Consider the following 18,832-nt stretch of genomic DNA (forward strand, 5'->3'; position numbering starts at 1 on the left):
CGTCTTTCAGCCCCGGGAAGCTATCCGGCTATTCCGCTGCGATCTGCCGTGGCGTGGGCGGCGGGTCCGCGAGATTGCGCACCAACTCCCTGGAACGAAGTTTCGCGTCGGCCACAGCCTTCTCCTTGATTGGACCGTAGCCGCGAATGCGATCCGGCAGCGACAAGAGTTCGATCGCGCTATCGACGTTAGCCGGCGACAGTTTGTCGAGCACCAAAGCCACATCCTTTTCATAGCCTGCGATCAGGTCGCGCTCCAGCTTGCGCTCGGCGCTATAGCCGAACACGTCGAAGGCGGTGCCGCGCAAACCCTTCATCTTCGCCAGCAGGCGAAATACCGGCATCATCCGGGTCCCATCATAGGACGTCTTGGCAGGCCGACCAAGTGCATCCTTTTTGCCCGAAACCATCGGCGGCGCGAGATGGAAGCTGATCTTGTAGTCGCCCTCGAACTGTTCGCCGAGCTGTTTCTCAAACCGGCCGTCGGTGAAAAGCCGAGCCACCTCATACTCGTCTTTGTAAGCAAGCAGCTTCGCGTAATTGACAGCGACTGCCCGCGGCAACGCGTCGCCGTAGCCGTCCGCGGCCACCTTCCTGACTCGATCGACCACCGCGCGATATTTTTCGGCAAGTCTCTTATTTTGGTAGTCGGCAAGGTAGGCCGAGCGGTGCGCGACAATTTCGTCGAGCGACATTTGTTCGAGCGTCTTCACCGCTTGTGATTCAACCGTTCCCTTCATCATCATGGCGAAACGCGCCGGGTCGACCACCGCAAGCCGTCCGAGCCGGAACGCTTCGATGTTCATCCTGACGGCAACGCCGTTCACCTCGATCGCCTGCTCGATCGCCCCCGCCGCCAACGGCAGCAAGCCTTTCTGATAGGCATATCCCATCATCATCATGTTGGTGGCGATGGAGTCGCCGAGCAGCGACTCCGCCGGCGTCGTGAAGTCGAAGAAGGTCGCGTCGCCGCACAGCGCCGTTTCAAGAACGCGGCCGACCTTGCCGCTTTGAAAATTGAAATCACGGTTGAGAACGAAACCGGCCGTAGGAATGAGATGGGTGTTGATGACGCCGTGGGTGCGGCTCGGCTCGCACAGCATCCTGGTGTCCGCGGCGGCCGCCACCACCTCATCCGAGGCAATGACGAGATCGGCCGTTCCGGTGACGATCCGCGAGCAGGTCACATCGGCGGGATTTCGTGACAGCCGGACATGGCTAAGGACCGCGCCGCCCTTCTGGGCCAGACCTGACATATCGAGGATCATGCTGGCTTTGCCCTCGATATGCGCACTCATTCCGAGCAGCGCGCCGATCGTCAGCACGCCGGTGCCGCCGACGCCGCCGACCGCGATGTTGTAGGGCTGCTCCAGCGACGGCCGCGACGGCGGTTCGGGCAGTTCGCCGATCGCGCCAAGGTCCGCTGGCGCGCGCTGGCGCAGACGGCCGCCATCGACCGTGACGAACGAGGGGCAGAAGCCCTTGATGCAGGAATAATCCTTGTTGCAGGACGACTGGTTGATGGTGCGCTTGCGCCCCATCTCGGTTTCCAGCGGCTCCACCGAAATGCAGTTCGACTGCACCGAGCAATCGCCGCAGCCTTCGCAGACTGCGGGATTGATGAGCACGCGACGTTGCGGATCTTCCATCGTGCCGCGCTTGCGGCGGCGTCGCTTCTCCGCGGCGCAGGTCTGCACGAATACGATCGCCGAGACGCCCTTGGTTTCACGGCAGGTTCTCATGACCGCATCGAGGTCGTCGCGATGCGCGGTTCTGGTTCCCGGCGCGATATCGGCGGCTGGATAGGCGTCCGGATTTTCTGACACCAGATAGATGAGGGGTACGCCTTCGGCGTGAAGCTGAAAGGTGATCCGCTGCGGCGACAGTTCGCCGTCGAGATGCTGGCCGCCGGTCATGGCGACGGCATCGTTGTAGAGGATCTTGTAGGTGATGTTGGTCTTGGAGGCGACCGCCTGACGGATCGCGAGACTCCCGGAATGAAAATAGGTGCCGTCGCCGAGGTTGGCAAAGATGTGCTTCTCATCGGTGAACGGCGCGATACCCACCCATGGTGCGCCTTCGCCGCCCATGTGGGTAAAGGTTTCGGTGTTGCGATCCATCCAGATCGCCATGTAGTGGCAGCCGATGCCGGCCGTGGCGCGGCTGCCTTCCGGCACCTTGGTCGAGGTGTTGTGCGGGCAACCCGAGCAGAAATACGGCACGCGCGCGATCGGCGCTGACGCCTGCATCTGCGTCGCCTGTCGGCCGTTGAACCAGTCGGCCTTGGCGCGCAGCATCTCGGCGATTTCCGGATTGAGGTTCAGGCGCAACAACCGCTCGGTCAACGATGTCGCCAGCGATGCGACACTCAATTCCTGCGCGAACGGCAGGAACCGCTCGTCGTGATCGTCCATCTTGCCGACGATGCGCGGTCGCACGTCATCGCGCCAGTTGAAAAGCTCCTGCTTGACCTGGTTCTCCACGATCTCGCGGCGTTCCTCGATGATGAAAATCTCCTCGAGTCCGACGGCGAATTCACGGACGCCCTGCGGCTCCAGCGGCCATGGCATGCCGATCTTGTAAAGCCGCAATCCGATTTTAGCCGCCACCTGTTCGGTGATGCCAAGTTCGCGCAACGCCTGACGAATGTCTTCGTAGCTTTTGCCGGACGCCATGATGCCGTAGCGCGCGTTCGGCGAGTCCATGGTGATGCGGTTGATTTTGTTGGCGCGCGCGAACGCGACCGCGGCAAAGCCCTTGTGATCCTGCAGGCGCCGGTCCTGATCGTAGCGGTCGTCGGGCCAGCGCAGATTCAGCCCGCCGGGCGGCATCTCGAAATCTGCTGGAATAACGAACTGCTTCATCTCGTCGGTCAGATCGATCTCGGCCGTGGTTTCCACGGTTTCGGTGATGACCTTCATCCCGACCCAGCAGCCGGAATAGCGCGACATCGCGATGCCGAGCAGCCCCATTTCGATCATTTCATGGATGCTGGACGGGTAGAGATAGGGCATCAGCGCCGAGATGAAGGCGTGGTCCGACTGATGCGGCACGGTTGACGATTTGGCGCCGTGGTCATCGCCGGCCAGGCACAGCACGCCGCCGTTCCTGGCTGAGCCCGCAGCGTTGCCGTGACGAAACACGTCGCCGCAGCGATCGACACCGGGTCCCTTGCCATACCAGATTCCGACGACGCCATCGTAGCGCGCACCCGGCGAGAGATGGAGTTGTTGCGATCCCCAGGTCGCGGTCGCCGCAAGGTCCTCGTTCACGCCAGGCTGGAATTTGATGTCGTATCGCTCGAGGTGGTCGCGCGCGGCGAAAAGCTGCTGATCGTAGCCGCCGAGCGGCGAGCCGCGATAGCCGGAAATGAAGCCCGCGGTCTTGAGGCCCGCGGCGCGGTCGCGGCGGATTTGCGCCATCGGCAACCGAACAAGCGCCTGAAGGCCCGTTATGAAGACGTGGCCGGTGCCTTGGGTATACTTCTGATCGAGAGTGATCGGACCTTGGTTGATTCCCATTGCGCCCCTCTCGGCTCGTGGTGCGACGGCTTCCTCACAGGACGGCTTTTTCACAGGTAGTTATGCGTAGCGGTTAGAACCAGTCTTTGCCACGGTCCGAACCGAACGCTTCACAAAATTCCGGCGAATGGAAACGGCGCCCCGACCGCGCAATTTCGTTACGGTAAAATTGTCGAGGACAGCAGCTTGTGTCGTAGCAGGGTCTCGTCGCGCAAGGACGTGACCGCGAGTTTCCCGTCGGGACGGTGAACGCAACGCGACAAACGAGGCCCGCCTGCTCCCCATTCACGACCAATTGCGATGCGGGCCGGAACCGTGACAACCTCAATAAATTTGCCTTCTCGGACACTGAGGACAAGGCATGTCTCACGAACGTCATTCACCCGATCCGGATGAGCACGACCCTGCCCGCAATCGCTACCTCGCCGACCATGACGTGCAGCGGGACGAACGTCTCGATGACGAGAGGCAACCCGGTCCGGCGCTTGACGAACGTCCGGCGCGCGGCACCCGCATGACCGTACATGCGGCCGCTATCGTCGTCATACTCGGTACGGTGTTTTATGGTCTCAACACCTCGGCGGGCCCCACCGTGACGGCGGCGACCACCCACCGACCCGCGGTGACGAGTGCGACCACGCCCCAACCGACCGTGACCGGTGCGACCACACCCCAATCGACAGGTCCGAACCCGAACACGGCACAAAACAACGCCTCGAAGCCGGCGGTGACGCCGGGCGTTCGCGACGTGACACCCTCCAACACGCAACCGGGCGTCACGACCGGCGCCGCTTCGGCCAACTCGACGGCGCCGCCGAATCCGCAGAGCACCAATCCGTCAACTCCGGCGCCGCCAAGTCAACGCGAGTCCAGCACCGGAACAGCGAGCACCCCTAATGCCGCTCGCCCTTCCCTGGAGCACAAAAGCTTCAGACGGCGAACATCCCATTCAGTTCACCGCCGGGGTGGCCGGCGCCGAGCCCATCGAACGTACCATTCTCGGCGATTTCATTCGCCGCACGCAAAAAGCCACTCCAGGCGACACGAGCCAAGGCACCACCGACACTGATGCGGCGAACGCCGAGCTCAGCCGCCTCGGCGACGCTAAGACCGGGCCAACCGATCAGCAGGTTGAGCGGCTTTGGATGAACGGCTTTAACCGCTGCGGCAATGTCGTCCTTTGATTTCAAGCCGGGCGCATAAAGGCAGTCGGCGCCCGCCTCCGCATAGGCCTGCAACCGGTCGATAGTGAACTTGAGATCGGGCATTCCCCACAGGAAAGCCTCGCAACGGCCGACCAGCAGCACGCCGCTGCGACCGGCATCGATGGCTTCGCGGGCGGCGCGGATGCGCTCGACCGCCAGCGCTTCCTCGTAGATCGGTTTGCTCTTGTCGCCGGTGGAATCCTCGATAGACAGACCGGCAATGCCCGTTTTCGTCACGCGGGTGACGTTCGCCGCGACCCCTTCGGGCTGATCGGAAAAACCGTTTTCGAAGTCGGCATTCACAGGAACTCCAACGGACCCGCATAGCGCTGTCAAATGAGCGCAGAGTTCGTCCAGCGCAATGTGATTGTCCGGTTTGCCGATCGACCATGCAAAGCCGGCACTGGTGGAAGCGAGGGCCTTGAAGCCCATTTTCTGCAGCGCTATGGCGCTGCCCAGGTCCCACGGATTGGGAATCACAAAACAGCCGCTATCGTGCAGCTTGCGAAATGCGGCGCGTTTTTCTGCGGTCGAGGGCATGCCGGTCTCCTTCCCGTCTCGGTCATACGACTGGCATGGCGATGGAAGTGGCTCTTGGCCGAATCAAAGCGCCTTCATTGCCAGCCGACAGGAGCAATTATTCAGGTGTCCTGTACACTTATGAAAGCGTGATCAAATTGCTTCACAGTCCGAACACGTTACAGCGCGAACACGTTTGCCAGATTTTCGACAGAGTTATGGCCGAGCCTCCAGGCGTGAGTCACTGAAGATAGCCGCGCTGTCGCGGTCGAACGAGAGGACGATTTATGAAATCAATTTTCGCAGCAGCACTTTTAGCTGGATCCGTTGCGACCTTCGGTATTGCCGACGCCATGCCGTTGACGCCACCAGCGTCTGGCGCAAATGCTGACGTCATTCAGGTCGCCCAAGGCTGCGGTCGTGGCTTCCATCGCGGCCCGCGAGGCCACTGCATTGCGAACCGTGGCCCGGGGATCGTGGTTCGCCCGGAGCATCGCCGGTGCCGTTACTGGGGTCACGGTCGTCGCGTCTGCCGCACCTGGTGGTAAGGCTAAACCCGACAGAATCGTGTGTTGAATTGCGAAGAAGGGCGGGATCAATCCCGCCCTTCTTTTTTGATTTTGTCGTTTAGCTAAATCGCTCGCGCCGCAGCAGCAAACGTCTCTCCGAGCGCTGCGCGATGTCTCAATGCGCCAGAACCGCCAGCAGCAGCAACGCCACGATGTTGGTGATCTTGATCATCGGGTTGACGGCCGGACCGGCCGTGTCCTTGTAGGGATCGCCGACAGTGTCGCCCGTGACCGCCGATTTGTGCGCCTCGGACCCCTTCCCGCCATGATGGCCGTCCTCGATGTACTTCTTGGCGTTGTCCCATGCACCGCCGCCCGAGGTCATCGAGATCGCGACGAACAGGCCGGTCACGATCACGCCGAGCAGCATGGCGCCCACCGCCGAGAACGCCGCGGACTTGCCGGCGGCGCCGCCTCCGGCGATGAAGTAAATCAGGAAATAGACCACGATCGGCGACAGCACCGGCAGCAGCGAGGGGATAATCATCTCCTTGATCGCCGCCTTGGTCAGCAGGTCCACCGCCTTGCCGTAATCCGGCTTGTCGGTGCCCTGCATGATGCCCGGCTTCTCGCGGAACTGGCGACGCACTTCCTCGACGATCGCGCTGGCCGCGCGTCCGACGGCGGTCATTCCCATCGCGCCGAACAGATATGGCAGCAGGCCGCCGAACAGCAAGCCGACGACGACATAGGGATTGTTCAGTGAGAAATCGGGATTGACGCCCTGGAAATAGGCGTGATTCGCGGCGTCACCGATGAAGAACTTGAGGTCCTGGTTGTAGGCTGCGAACAGCACCAGCGCGCCAAGTCCGGCGGAACCGATCGCGTAGCCTTTGGTGACGGCCTTCGTGGTGTTGCCGACAGCGTCGAGGGCATCCGTCGACTTGCGAACCTCCTTCGGCAACCCGGCCATTTCGGCGATGCCGCCGGCATTGTCGGTCACCGGACCGAACGCGTCGAGAGCGACGACCATACCGGCCAGCGCCAGCATGGTGGTGGTCGCGATGGCGATGCCGAACAGACCGGCAAGGCTATAGGTGACCAGAATGCCGGCAATGATGACGATCGCCGGAAGCGCCGTGGCTTCCATCGAAATCGCCAGTCCCTGAATGACGTTGGTGCCGTGCCCGGTCACCGAGGCCTGGGCGATCGACTTCACCGGACGATAGTCGGTGCCGGTGTAGTATTCGGTGATCCAGATGATCAGTCCCGTGACGACGAGGCCGGCTACGCCGCACGAAAACAGTTCAAGGCCCGTATAGCTGACGCCCACCAACGGACCGAACCCGGCCAGCCAATAAATGGCACCGGCGACACCAAACAGCGACAGGATGCCGGTAGCGATCAGGCCCTTGTAGAGCGCGCCCATGATCGACTGGCTGTTGCCGAGCTTGACGAAGAACGTTCCGATGATCGAGGTGATGATGCAGATGCCGCCGATAGCGAGCGGCAGCGTCATCATCTTCATGAGCACGGCTGGCGGCGCGGAAGCGAAGAAGATCGCGGCCAGCACCATGGTAGCGACCGCGGTCACTGCGTAGGTTTCGAACAGGTCCGCGGCCATGCCGGCGCAGTCGCCGACGTTGTCTCCGACATTATCGGCAATCGTCGCCGGGTTGCGTGGATCGTCTTCGGGTATGCCGGCTTCCACCTTGCCGACGAGGTCGCCGCCGACGTCGGCGCCCTTCGTGAAGATGCCGCCGCCGAGACGAGCGAAAATCGAGATCAGCGAAGCGCCGAATCCAAGCGCGACCATCGCGTCGACAACCGTGCGACTGTTCGGAGCGTAGCCGGCGCCGTGGGTAAGATAGGTGAAATAGATGGTCACGCCGAGCAGGGCCAGACCGGCGACCAGCATGCCCGTGATCGCGCCAGCCTTGAAAGCAAGCTCAAGTCCGCCGGCCAGCGACTTTGTCGCGGCCTGGGCGGTGCGCACATTGGCGCGTACCGAAACGTTCATGCCGATGAAGCCGGCGGCGCCCGAAAGAATCGCACCGATGGCGAAACCGACCGCCACCAGCACTCCAAGAAAATAAGCGAGCAGCGCGAAGATCACGATGCCGACGATTCCGATCGTCGTGTACTGCCGCCGCAGATAGGCTTGCGCGCCCTCGCGCACCGCAGCGGCGATTTCCTGCATCCGCGGATTTCCCGCGTCGGCCCTCAATACGGACGAGGTCGCCCAGATGGCATAAACGATCGAAAGCGCTCCGCAGAGCACGATCACCAATAGTGCTGTCATTGAATTTGCCTCAGAATCCCTGAAGTTGCCCGAAAGCCGCGAACGGACGTACCGGAAAACGAAGTCCGCCTCGTTGCAAGGCGACCTCAAATCGGGCGGGACCATGCCAAAATCGAACCTCCGGCGCAACGTCGCCTTGCGGCTAAAGCGTCGAATTCCGTAAGGAATTGCAATAAAATGCCAGCACTTGCGGCAGAATTCCAAACTGGCTGGGGACCGGCCAGGTTGGCGGTTCGATCAACACCCAGCCGCTAGGTCAGCCATCGCGCAATTCGCGCCACCGCATCGCGCATCTCTGCTTCCGAGCGGGCGTAGGAAAAGCGCACGAACGAGCGGCCGCGCACCGGATCGAAGTCGACGCCGGGAGTCGCGGCGACATGCGCTTCCTCCAGCATCTTTCGGGCGAACTCGTAACTGTCGGAGGTGAATTTCGAGACATCGGCATAGAGGTAGAACGCGCCGTCCGCCGGCAGGAAGTCACTCAATCCGGCTTGCGGCAAACCCGCGATCAGAATGTGGCGGTTCGCCTCATAACCGCGCTTCACGATTTCCATCTCGTCGCGGCCCGAAAACGCCGCCTCGGCTGCGACCTGCGACAGCGTCGGCACTGAAATCGACAGGTTTTGCTGCAACCGCTCGATCGGGCGGACCAGTTGCTCCGGCACGACCATCCAGCCGACCCGCCAGCCGGTCATGCAAAAATACTTCGAGAACGAGTTGATCACCACCGCGTGACTTGACAGTTCCGCGGCGGTCACCGCGGGAAACGCATAGTCGAGACCGTGGTAGATTTCATCGGATATGAAGCGGATGCCCTCGCTTTCCGCGGCCGCTATCAGATGGGTCAGCGCGTCCCGGGACATCATCGTGCCGGTGGGATTGGCCGGACTTGCGACCAGCACGCCTTTCAACGGCGTCCTGCGGTGCGTTTCCAGCAGCGCCTCGCCGGTCAAGGCGTGACGCGTCTCCCTCGAAGTCTCGATCGGCACCGGCTCGCAGCCGAGCGCGGCCAGGATATGCCGGTACGGCGGATAGCCTGGGACCGTCACCGCGACCCGGTCGCCGGGCTCGAACATCGAAAGAAACGCGAGGATGAAGCCGCCCGACGATCCCGTGGTCACGACGATGCGTTCGGGATCGACGACGCAGCCATAGGCGTCGCGGTAGTGTCGCGCGATCCGAGCCCGCAGCGAGGGAATGCCGAGCGCGGGCGTATAGTCGATCCGGCCGCGCTCGAGCGCGGTGCGGGCCGCATCCAGCGCGGCGCGGGGCGCCGGCGCGGAGGGCTGCCCGACCTCCATGTGAATGACGTTGCCGCCGGCGGCCTCGATCCGCGCCGCCGCCGCCATCACGTCCATGACCATGAACGGCGGAACCCGGCTGCGGCCAGATGCCGCCAGCACGCCGTTGACCCGATCTCTCAATGTCGCATCGAGCATGGAAATCTGTTAACTCGCTTCAGGCGCAACAAACGCCTCAAGCCGCGCTGCCGCCGTATTCAGCGGGTTGTTAGGGCATATCTCGAATTCGAACCATGGCCAATGATTAAAGACATGCCTCAGCGGCCCGTTTCCAGCGCACGCCGTCCGTCGTCGAAGCTGATAACGCTGGTCACCGCCTGCGCCCTGGCGAGCGCCTCGCTGCCCGTCCACGCCCAACAGGCCAAGGGACCGCCGGTGCTGCGCGATACCGAGACCGAGCAACTGCTGCGCGATTATGCGCGCCCGATCCTGCGCGCGGCGGGCCTGGAGAAGCAGAATATCCAGATGGTCATCATCAACGACAAGTCGTTCAACGCCTTCGTCGCCGATGGCCGCCGCATCTTCGTGAACTACGGCGCGATCATGCAATCGACCACGCCGAACCAGTTGATCGGCGTACTCGCGCACGAAACCGGACATCTCGCCGGCGGACATTTGTCCAAATTTCGCGAGCAGCTCGCCCGAACGCAAACCCAGTTGATCATCGCCATGCTGCTCGGCGCGGGCGCGCTGGCCGCGGGAGCCGCCGGCGGCGGCGGCAGCAACGGCGCCGCCAGCAATATCGGCGCGGCCGCCATCAGCGCGCCGCAGGAGATCGCCCGCCGGAGCCTGTTGTCCTACCAGCGCCAGCAGGAGGAGAACGCCGACCGCGCGGGCGTGAAATTCCTGACCGCCACCGGACAATCCGCCAAAGGGATGTACGAAACCTTCAAGCGCTTCACCAACGAAAGCCTGTTCGCCGCGCACGGCGCCGATCCCTATGTCCAGTCGCATCCGATGCCGGCGGACCGCGTCGCCGCGCTTGCAGAGCTTGCGAAGACCAGCCCCTATTGGAACAAGAAGGACGACCCGGCGCTGCAAATGCGCCACGACATGGTGCGCGCCAAGATATCGGCGTTCATGGAACCCGAGGACACCGTATACAGGCGCTATCCGATATCCGACACCAGCCTGCCCGCGCGCTATGCGCACGCCATCAGCACGTACCTGCACGGCGATCTTCGCTCCGCGCTCGATCAAATCGACGCTCTGATCAAGATTCAACCGCAAAATCCTTATTTTTACGAGGTGCGCGGACAGGCCCTGCTCGAGGGCGGGCGACCCCAGGAGGCGATCGCGCCGCTGCAGCGGGCGGTACAGTTGTCCCATAAGGCGCCGCTCATCGAGATGCTGCTCGGGCAGGCGCTCGTCGCCTCGAATAACAAGGCTTACACGGAAGAAGCCATTGCGATGCTGCGCGCGGCGCTGGCGAAGGAGCCGGAGGCCCCTCTCGGTTATATGCAGCTTGCGATAGCCTACGGCAGCAAAGGCGATTATGCGCAGGCCGATCTGGCATCGGCGCAGGCCGCGTCTCTGCGGGGAGATAACAAAACGGCGCGCGAACTCGCGGCACGCGCAAAAACCCGTTTCGCCATCGGCACACCCGGATGGATCAAGGCGGACGATATCGTCTCGGCCAAGATGCCCGACAAGAAAGACTAAAGAGACCGGAGAGCACCCCGGTCGCGCCTCCGAACAACGAGACCCCGCTCCAAAGGATTTTGACAATGCCCTCGCATCGTTTTCTCGCCCCTGCTCTTTTTGCTCTCGCACTCGGAATAGCGCCCGTTACCGCCTCGGCGCAAAGTTTCTCCGATAGCCAGCGCGGCGAGATCGAGCAGATCGTCAAAAGCTATCTGCTCGCCCACCCCGAAATCCTCGAGGAGGTCTCCACCGAACTGAGCAAGCGCCAGGCGGCGGCCGAGGCGCTCAAGCATGAGGCCACGATTACCGAGAACGCCAACGCCATCTTCAATTCGCCGCATGGCGTCACGCTCGGCAACAAGAACGGCGACGTCACCTTCGTCGAGTTCTTCGATTACAATTGCGGCTACTGCAAGCATGCGATGAACGACATGCTCACTCTGCTGAAAACCGATCCCAAGCTCAAGGTCGTGCTGAAGGAATTTCCGGTGCTCGGGCCCGGCTCGGTGGAAGCCGCGCGGGTGGCGGTCGCCGCGCGGATGCAGGATCCCACCGGCAAGAAATACCTCGACTTCCATCAGAAACTCCTCGGCGGACGAGGTCAGGCCGACAAGGCGCGAGCCTTGGCCGTCGCCAAGGAGGTTGGCTTCGACATGGACCGGATCGAGAAGGATATGAACAGCCCGGAGGTGCGCGCCACTCTTGAAGAGAATTTCAAACTCGCCGAAGGCATGGGAATGAACGGAACCCCGAGCTACGTAATCGGCAAGCAAGTCATCGTCGGCGCCGTCGGCCTTGAAAACCTCAAGGAAAAAATCAACACCGCACGCTGCGGAAAGGCATCCTGCTGATCGCCCTGCTGTTGAACGAAAGGCCCCGCTCGCAGCGGGGCTTTTTTCGTTGGACTCCTTTGTTGGACTGCCATCGGTTCGCGTAACAACCATTAATCCCGCGTTCAGAAAACAAACTCCGGGGAACCCGGGTTGCATCGGAACATAGCTCCTCACCGGCCCGTTGTCAGGCGGGCACGGCAACAGGTGAGGAGACATCATGACCAAACACTTTCTTTTATCGACGGCGATTGCGGCGCTGATCGCCGGAACGGGTTTCGCCCATGCACAAGGAACTGGCATGGGGCGAGAGGGCGGCGGCAGCGGCGGATCGACCATGCAGCAAGGCTCGCCCTCGACGGAGCAAGGCCGCGGCTCCGCGACCGACAGCGGCATGTCGAATGAGGGTACGGGCCGCGGAAGCGCGTCCAGGCATCACGCGCAGGATGCCAGTCACGGCAAGAAGAACGAAAGATCCGCCGAAGACTACGGAAAAAGCGGCGCGGGCAACGACCACTCCAAGGGCATGCGCTCGGAACGCAACGAGTCGGGCAAATCCGAAAAGAACATGCGGGCCGAGGATCGCAACGGAAAGACCGAGGAGCGGAACCAGCGAACCGAAGAGCACAATGGAAGGACCATGGATCACAACCGGAACGCTGAAGAGCGCAACGGAATGAAGTCCGATTCCTCAAAGAGCGCGGTCGACACCAACAGGTCACCGAGGACGACCACAGGCCAGGCCGGCGCCGGCGCCAAGCTTTCGACGGAACAGCGCACCAGGATCACGACCGTGATCAGGGACCAGCATGTGCAACCGACGACGAACGTCAATTTCTCGATCGCCGTCGGCACGCGGGTGCCGCGCACGGTGAGATTCCATCCGTTGCCGACCGAGATCGTTGACATCTACCCGAGCTGGCGCGGCTATGAATTCTTCCTGGTTCGTGACGAGATTGTTGTCGTCGATCCGCGGACCCTGGAGATCGTCGCGGTTCTGGAAGCCTGATCCCGACTTTTAACGGCAGACCGCGGGGTCGATTGCGGCCCCGCGGGTGCGGCCCGCCCGGCTCGTTATCGCTTGAACGGGTTTGTCTCCCGGCCTTGGTTAACGAACAATTTCCGTATGTTCAGCATAGCTTTTCGTGAAGAAAATGAGATCCCTTGAAGCCGAATGCCGGAGCGTTCGGGCTTCCCCTTGGCTCGCTTGTTACATATAACGGCCCGAAATGCCGGCGCTTCGCGCCGAGTGCCTGTTTTCGGGATCTCAGATGGCCAGGACAATTTACGTGCTCAACGGCCCGAACCTCAACATGCTCGGGACCCGGGAGCCGGAAATCTATGGTCGCGCCACCCTTGCGGACGTCGAAAAGCTCTGCGCCGACACGGCTGCGGGCTTCGGACTGATCGCGGATTGCCGCCAGTCCAATCGCGAGGGCGAGCTGATCGACTTCATCCACGACGCCCATGCGAAGCGGGCGGCCGGCATCGTCATCAACGCCGGCGGCTACTCGCACACCTCGGTCGCGCTTCACGATGCGCTGATCGCCGCGGATATCCCCGCCGTCGAGGTTCACATCAGCAACATCCATGCGCGCGAGACCTTCCGTCACCATTCCTTCACGGCAAGCGCCGCCTTTGCGAGCCTTTGCGGCTTCGGAATCGACGGCTACCGGCTCGCAATCGACGGCCTTGCCGCCAGGATCGGCGCGGTGAAGTCCGGCGAAAAAGTCAAATCCTGACGTAGCAGCGTCATCCCACAGAGAAAGTTTCGGATCGAGAACATGGCCCCGCAGCCTGGAGACGCAGCAAAGACCAGAACCGGTGACGAACGACGCGAGGAAAGCGAGGTGATCCGCGAACTCGCCGCACTGCTGGATGAGACCAAGCTCACCGAAATCGAGATCGAACGCGACGGACTCCGGGTACGGGTCGCCCGCAATGTCAGCGTGGGCGCTGCGATGACCGCCGTCTACCAGACCCCTGTTCAGGCACCAGCGGCTACGCCGGCGTCCGGCGTCGCCGATGTCAGCAAGCATCCGGGCATGGTCCCCTCGCCCATGGTCGGCACGGCGTACTGGGCGTCGGAGCCCGGCGCCAAACCCTTCATCGAGGTCGGCTCCAAGGTCACCGCGGGCCAGACGCTGCTGATCATCGAGGCCATGAAGACCATGAACCAGATTCCGTCGCCACGGGACGGCACGGTCACGCAGGTTCTCGTCGAGGATGGCCAGCCCGTCGAGTTCGGCGAGCCGCTGGTCATTATCGAATGATGTCCGCCGTGCGCCCAGATCGATTCGCGTGCCCCGGGCGCAACGCGGCACGACGTGATGCGCCGCGGACCCGGAACCGCCACAGTTTGCGACGATCCCGGCCTGGCGTTGCCCCGCTCCGCTCCGCTGCGCGCTGCACCGCATCCGGGACACGGGTCAGAGATGTTCGATAAAATCCTGATAGCCAACCGGGGCGAGATCGCCCTGCGTATCCTGCGCGCCTGCAAGGAACTCGGTATCGCGACCGTCGCGGTGCATTCCACCGCCGACGCCGACGCCATGCATGTGCGGCTCGCGGACGAGAGCGTCTGCATCGGTCCGCCGCCGACCAAGGACAGCTATCTCAACGTTCCGGCGCTGCTGGCGGCTTGCGAGATCACGGGCGCCGATGCCGTGCACCCCGGCTACGGCTTTCTATCGGAGAACGCCCGTTTCGCCGAAATCCTCGCCGACCACCGCGTGCATTTCATCGGCCCCAAGGCCGAACACATCCGCCTGATGGGCGACAAGATCGAAGCCAAGAAAACGGCGAAGCGGCTCGGCATTCCGGTGGTCCCGGGCTCCGACGGCGGCATCGGCCCGGACGACGACGCCATGGCGATCGCCAGGACGATCGGTTTTCCCGTGCTGGTGAAGGCGGCCGCCGGCGGCGGCGGGCGCGGCATGAAAATCGCCAGGACCCCCGACGATCTCGCCATGGCGATCTCGACCGCCGGCAACGAGGCAAGGGCGGCATTCGGCGATGCGTCCGTCTATCTGGAGAAATACTTACAAAAGCCGCGCCACATCGAGATCCAGGTGCTCGGCGACGGGCGCGGCGGCGCCATCCATCTCGGAGAACGCGACTGCTCGTTGCAGCGGCGTCACCAGAAGGTCTGGGAGGAAGGCCCCTCGCCCATCCTGACGGCGGCCGCTCGCAACAAGATCGGCGAAACGGTCGCCAAGGCGATGCGCGAGATCAAGTATCTCGGCGTCGGCACGGTCGAATTCCTCTACGAGGACGGCAAATTCTATTTCATCGAAATGAACACCCGCATCCAGGTCGAGCATCCGGTCACCGAGATGATCACCGACATCGACCTGGTGCTGGAGCAGATCCGCATCGCCGCAGGCGGCGACCTTCCCGCAACCCAGAAGGAAGTCGTCGTGAGCGGCCATGCGATCGAATGCCGGATCAATGCCGAGAATCCCGTCACCTTCCGTCCCTCGCCGGGCAGGATCGTGCGGTTTCATCCGCCCGGCGGGCTCGGCGTCCGGATCGATTCCGCCGTTTATCAGGGTTACGTCATCCCGCCCTACTACGACTCCCTGGTGGGCAAGCTGATCGTCCACGGCAAGACCCGCGCTGAATGCCTGATGAGGCTTCGGCGGGCGCTCGACGAGATGGTGGTGGACGGCATCGAGACCACGCTGCCGCTGTTCCGGGCGCTGGTCCGCGAGGCCGGAATTATCGACGGCGACTACCACATCCATTGGCTGGAGCAGTACCTCGCCAGCGGCGATCTGACCGGAGCTTGAATGGCCCTTCGCTCCCCGAAGCGACAATCAGCGACGGTTCGGGAACCAAACGCCGACTAAAGCGTTAGATATCACGGTCAGGCACGGAAACCGTGCGGGGAGCAATCAGGGCCGTGCCAATCCAAACATGATCCGATGGCGTTGACCTCCGTAAAATCGTCGCGCCATGCGCTCGGCCAGATCATCCTGCTGGCCGCAGGCCTTGCGGTCCTGACGCTGATCAGCGCGCTTTCCGTCTACCTCGTCAACAAGGCGCGTGAAGACGCGAGCTGGACCTTGCACAGCATGGAGGTCGAGAATGAAATCTCGCTCGCCCAGTTGCAGATGCGTCGCGCCGAAAGCGCGCAGCGCGGTTTCCTGCTGACGCAGCGTCCCGAATTCCGGAGCGCGTTCGAGGAAGCCGCGAGCCAGATTCCGCCCAGTTTCGAACGGCTGAAGGCGCTGACGATCGACAACCCCTACCAACAACGGCGGCTCGAGCAGATGATCCCGCAGACCGACGCGCGGATCGCGCAGTTGCGGCATGGCATCGCACTCGTTCAGGCGAACCGGCTTAGCGAAGCGACCGAAACCGCCCGGCAGGAAGCCGGCCGCGACGCCATGGGTCAGATCCGCGACCTCGCCAGTGAAATGCGGGCCGAGGAAGACCGCCTGTTTGCCGCGCGAACGGCATCCGCCGACGCCAGCCAGTCGCTCTCGGCCCTCATCACCAGCATCGGCTCGGGACTGATCGTGGTGTTTGCGGGACTGTCGATCTTCCTGGTGCGGCGATCGAGCCGGGCGCGCGACGAAGCCGAAGCCCAGTTGCGCGACAACAATCTCAACCTCGAATCCACCGTGGAAGAACGCACCAGCGATCTCCGCGAAGCCAACGACGAAATCCAGCGTTTCGCCTACATCGTCAGCCACGACCTGCGGTCGCCGCTGGTCAACATCATGGGCTTCACCAGCGAACTCGAAGAATTGCGCGGCGACATCTTCAGGCGCATCGCGACCCTGAGCCGGCCGGATGACATTCCGCCTCCGGCCACGGAGGACCCGGCCGCGGTCGCCGAACCTGTTCTCGACGAAGCGGACGAACAATTGTCGCAGGACTTCACCGAAGCGCTGGGCTTCATCAAGTCGTCGATCGCCAAGATGGATCGGCTGATCAGCGCGATTCTCAACCTCACCCGCGAGGGCCGTCGCGAATTCTATCCGGCCGCGATCGCCATGCGCGACATGATGGAAAACATCGCCTCGACCATGGCTCATCAAGCCGCCGAGGCCGGCGCTGAAATCCGGATCGAGCCGCTGCCGGATATCGTCAGCGACCGCCTTGCGATCGAGCAGATTTTCTCCAATCTGATCGATAATGCGTTGAAGTATCTCAAACCCGGGGTTCCCGGCGCCATCGCCATTCGCGGCCGGCGAAAGCTCGGCTTTGCGATCTTCGAGGTTACGGATAATGGCCGGGGCATCGATCCCAAGGATTATCAGCGCATCTTCGACCTGTTCCGCCGGGCGGGCCCGCAGGATCGGCCGGGTCAGGGTATCGGACTCGCGCACGCCCGCACGCTGGTCCGGCGGCTCGGAGGGACCATGTCGGTCTCTTCAGAAATCAACCAGGGAAGCACATTTACTGTTACTCTTCCCACCTCGTGGACAGACACCAACCGGGACAAGCCATCATGAGCAAGCCAGTCACCATCATCATGATCGAGGACGATGAAGGTCACGCCCGGCTGATTGAGCGCAACATACGGCGTTCGGGTGTCAACAATGAGATCAAGCCGTTCAGCAACGGTACAGACGCCCTCGATTACCTGTTCGGCGCGGACGGCAAAGGCCCGCCGCACAAGGGAGAGACGTTGCTCATTCTGCTTGATCTTAATCTGCCCGACATGACGGGGATCGATATCCTGCGGCAGGTGAAGGAAAACAAGCACCTGAAATGCGCACCGGTGGTCGTGCTGACCACGACAGACGATTCCCAGGAGATCAAGCGGTGCTACGAACTCGGATGCAACGTCTACATCACGAAGCCGGTGAACTACGAGAGCTTCGCCAACGCGATCCGGCAACTCGGTTTGTTCTTCTCCATCATCCAGGTTCCCCAGGCCGCCTCATGATCGCCAAGCCGACCCTTCTCTACGTGGATGACGACAAGGCGCTGGCCCGGCTGGTTCAGCGCGGTCTGACGCGCAACGGATTTTGCGTGGAGCACGCTCCAGACGGCGAAACCGGACTCGCGCGCATCGCGCAGGGCGGCATAGATGTGATCGCGCTCGATCAGTACATGGCCGGCCTCGACGGTCTGGAGACGCTGGAGCGGATTCAGGCCATTCCCGGCGCTCCGCCGGTGGTGTTCGTCACCGCGTCGCAGGATTCCAAGATTGCCGTGACCGCGCTCAAAGCCGGCGCCGCCGACTATCTCGTCAAGGACGCGCTCGGCGAGTTCGTTCCCCTGTTGCAGGTCGCGGCAGAGGTCGCGATACGGCAGGCGCACATCCAGAAGGCGCGCGACGAGGCCGAGGCCGAAGTGCGCGCCTCGCGCGACCGCTATGCGGCGCTGGCTGCCGAGCGCGAGGTGCTGCTGCGCGAGGTCAATCATCGCATCGGCAACAGCTTGCAGATCATAGCATCGCTGCTGCATTTGCAGGCCAATTCCAACTCCGACGAAAACATCAAGGCTGCGCTCACCAGCGCCATGGGACGCGTGGCGGCCGTGGCGCAGGTGCATCGACGCCTCTACACCTCGCATGACGTGAAAAGCGTGCTGCTGAACCAGTATCTTGAAGCCCTGCTCGAGGATCTCCGGCGTTCCGCCGAGGGCAACCGAATGTCGCGCCTCGACCTGAAGGCCGAACCTGTCGAGATCGATCCGGATCGCGCCGTCGCGATTGGAATCATCGTCAACGAACTGGTGATGAACGCAGTCAAATACGCCTACCCTGACGGCCCCGGTCCGATCCACGTCGAACTCGCGGTCAACGGCGGCGACATCGAGCTGTCGATCGCCGACGACGGCGTCGGCCTCCATGCAAAAACCGATCCGCGTTCGACGGGAATGGGCCAGCGGATCGTTTCGGCAATGGCCCTGAAACTCGACGCTCACACCGAGCGCGATCCCGCCCATGCCGGAACGCGCATCGTGCTGCGGTTCCCCCGCGAAATTCCACCGGCCGAGAAATCCAGGCCGGCGACGGCGGCCTGAGCAAATCCGTGGCAA

General features: G+C 62.6%; 16 protein-coding genes. 10 read left to right on the forward strand and 6 right to left on the reverse strand.

Features of this window, described 5'->3' with window-relative positions; translation table 11 throughout:
* Positions 1 to 28: 28 nt before the first annotated feature.
* From ACMDCM_RS06425 to ACMDCM_RS06440, 4 genes are all read right to left on the reverse strand, one after another.
* Positions 29 to 3,520, reverse strand: a complete 3,492-nt coding sequence (locus tag ACMDCM_RS06425; protein WP_412772791.1) for an indolepyruvate ferredoxin oxidoreductase family protein — start codon at positions 3,518 to 3,520, stop codon at positions 29 to 31.
* Between the two features lie 379 nt (positions 3,521 to 3,899).
* Complete coding sequence (locus ACMDCM_RS06430; RefSeq protein WP_412772792.1) at positions 3,900 to 4,046, reverse strand: hypothetical protein; 147 nt, start codon at positions 4,044 to 4,046, stop codon at positions 3,900 to 3,902.
* A 35-nt stretch (positions 4,047 to 4,081) separates the two neighbouring features.
* Complete coding sequence (locus tag ACMDCM_RS06435; RefSeq protein WP_412772793.1) at positions 4,082 to 4,351, reverse strand: hypothetical protein; 270 nt, start codon at positions 4,349 to 4,351, stop codon at positions 4,082 to 4,084.
* 98 nt (positions 4,352 to 4,449) lie between these two features.
* Positions 4,450 to 5,265 (reverse strand): isocitrate lyase/PEP mutase family protein, encoded by an 816-nt coding sequence (locus tag ACMDCM_RS06440; protein WP_412772794.1) that lies wholly within the window; start codon positions 5,263 to 5,265, stop codon positions 4,450 to 4,452.
* 266 nt (positions 5,266 to 5,531) lie between these two features.
* Here ACMDCM_RS06440 and ACMDCM_RS06445 point away from each other — a divergent pair, with 266 nt between their 5' ends.
* A complete protein-coding gene (locus ACMDCM_RS06445) occupies positions 5,532 to 5,792 on the forward strand; it encodes a GCG_CRPN prefix-to-repeats domain-containing protein (RefSeq protein WP_412772795.1) in 261 nt (86 codons plus the stop codon).
* Positions 5,793 to 5,928: 136 nt separating this feature from the next.
* On the opposite strand, the gene ACMDCM_RS06450 is transcribed toward ACMDCM_RS06445, so the two are convergent.
* Together ACMDCM_RS06450 and ACMDCM_RS06455 are read right to left on the reverse strand one after the other, a co-directional pair.
* Positions 5,929 to 8,055, reverse strand: a complete 2,127-nt coding sequence (locus tag ACMDCM_RS06450) for a sodium-translocating pyrophosphatase (protein ID WP_412772796.1) — start codon at positions 8,053 to 8,055, stop codon at positions 5,929 to 5,931.
* A gap of 251 nt (positions 8,056 to 8,306) precedes the next feature.
* Positions 8,307 to 9,494 carry a pyridoxal phosphate-dependent aminotransferase gene (locus tag ACMDCM_RS06455; protein WP_412772797.1) on the reverse strand — a complete coding sequence of 396 codons (1,188 nt, stop codon included), beginning with the start codon at positions 9,492 to 9,494 and terminating at the stop codon, positions 8,307 to 8,309.
* Positions 9,495 to 9,608: 114 nt separating this feature from the next.
* Here ACMDCM_RS06455 and ACMDCM_RS06460 point away from each other — a divergent pair, with 114 nt between their 5' ends.
* The 9 genes from ACMDCM_RS06460 (at position 9,609) to ACMDCM_RS06500 (ending at position 18,817) form a co-directional block, all read left to right on the forward strand.
* Positions 9,609 to 11,018 carry a M48 family metalloprotease gene (locus ACMDCM_RS06460; RefSeq protein ID WP_412772798.1) on the forward strand — a complete coding sequence of 470 codons (1,410 nt, stop codon included), beginning with the start codon at positions 9,609 to 9,611 and terminating at the stop codon, positions 11,016 to 11,018.
* A gap of 65 nt (positions 11,019 to 11,083) precedes the next feature.
* On the forward strand, positions 11,084 to 11,851 hold the full coding sequence (locus tag ACMDCM_RS06465) for a DsbA family protein (protein ID WP_412772799.1): 768 nt from the start codon (positions 11,084 to 11,086) through the stop codon (positions 11,849 to 11,851).
* A gap of 199 nt (positions 11,852 to 12,050) precedes the next feature.
* Complete coding sequence (locus ACMDCM_RS06470; protein ID WP_412772800.1) at positions 12,051 to 12,839, forward strand: DUF1236 domain-containing protein; 789 nt, start codon at positions 12,051 to 12,053, stop codon at positions 12,837 to 12,839.
* A 262-nt stretch (positions 12,840 to 13,101) separates the two neighbouring features.
* Positions 13,102 to 13,572, forward strand: a complete 471-nt coding sequence (aroQ, locus tag ACMDCM_RS06475) for a type II 3-dehydroquinate dehydratase (RefSeq protein WP_412772801.1) — start codon at positions 13,102 to 13,104, stop codon at positions 13,570 to 13,572.
* Between the two features lie 42 nt (positions 13,573 to 13,614).
* Positions 13,615 to 14,103 carry an acetyl-CoA carboxylase biotin carboxyl carrier protein gene (accB, locus tag ACMDCM_RS06480; protein WP_412772802.1) on the forward strand — a complete coding sequence of 163 codons (489 nt, stop codon included), beginning with the start codon at positions 13,615 to 13,617 and terminating at the stop codon, positions 14,101 to 14,103.
* Positions 14,104 to 14,265: 162 nt separating this feature from the next.
* Positions 14,266 to 15,621 (forward strand): acetyl-CoA carboxylase biotin carboxylase subunit, encoded by a 1,356-nt coding sequence (gene accC, locus ACMDCM_RS06485; RefSeq protein ID WP_412772803.1) that lies wholly within the window; start codon positions 14,266 to 14,268, stop codon positions 15,619 to 15,621.
* Between the two features lie 135 nt (positions 15,622 to 15,756).
* On the forward strand, positions 15,757 to 17,295 hold the full coding sequence (locus tag ACMDCM_RS06490; protein ID WP_412772804.1) for a sensor histidine kinase: 1,539 nt from the start codon (positions 15,757 to 15,759) through the stop codon (positions 17,293 to 17,295).
* Positions 17,292 to 17,732: a response regulator gene (locus ACMDCM_RS06495; protein WP_412772805.1), complete on the forward strand. Its 441-nt coding sequence runs from the start codon at positions 17,292 to 17,294 to the stop codon at positions 17,730 to 17,732. The genes ACMDCM_RS06490 and ACMDCM_RS06495 overlap by 4 nt, the downstream gene beginning before the upstream one ends.
* Entirely contained in the window at positions 17,729 to 18,817 is a 1,089-nt protein-coding gene (locus tag ACMDCM_RS06500) for a sensor histidine kinase (RefSeq protein ID WP_412772806.1), read from the forward strand. The genes ACMDCM_RS06495 and ACMDCM_RS06500 overlap by 4 nt, the downstream gene beginning before the upstream one ends.
* The last annotated feature ends 15 nt before the right edge of the window (positions 18,818 to 18,832 follow it).

Source organism: Nitrobacter sp. (genome assembly GCF_047149785.1).
Taxonomy (GTDB): Bacteria; Pseudomonadota; Alphaproteobacteria; order Rhizobiales; family Xanthobacteraceae; genus Nitrobacter.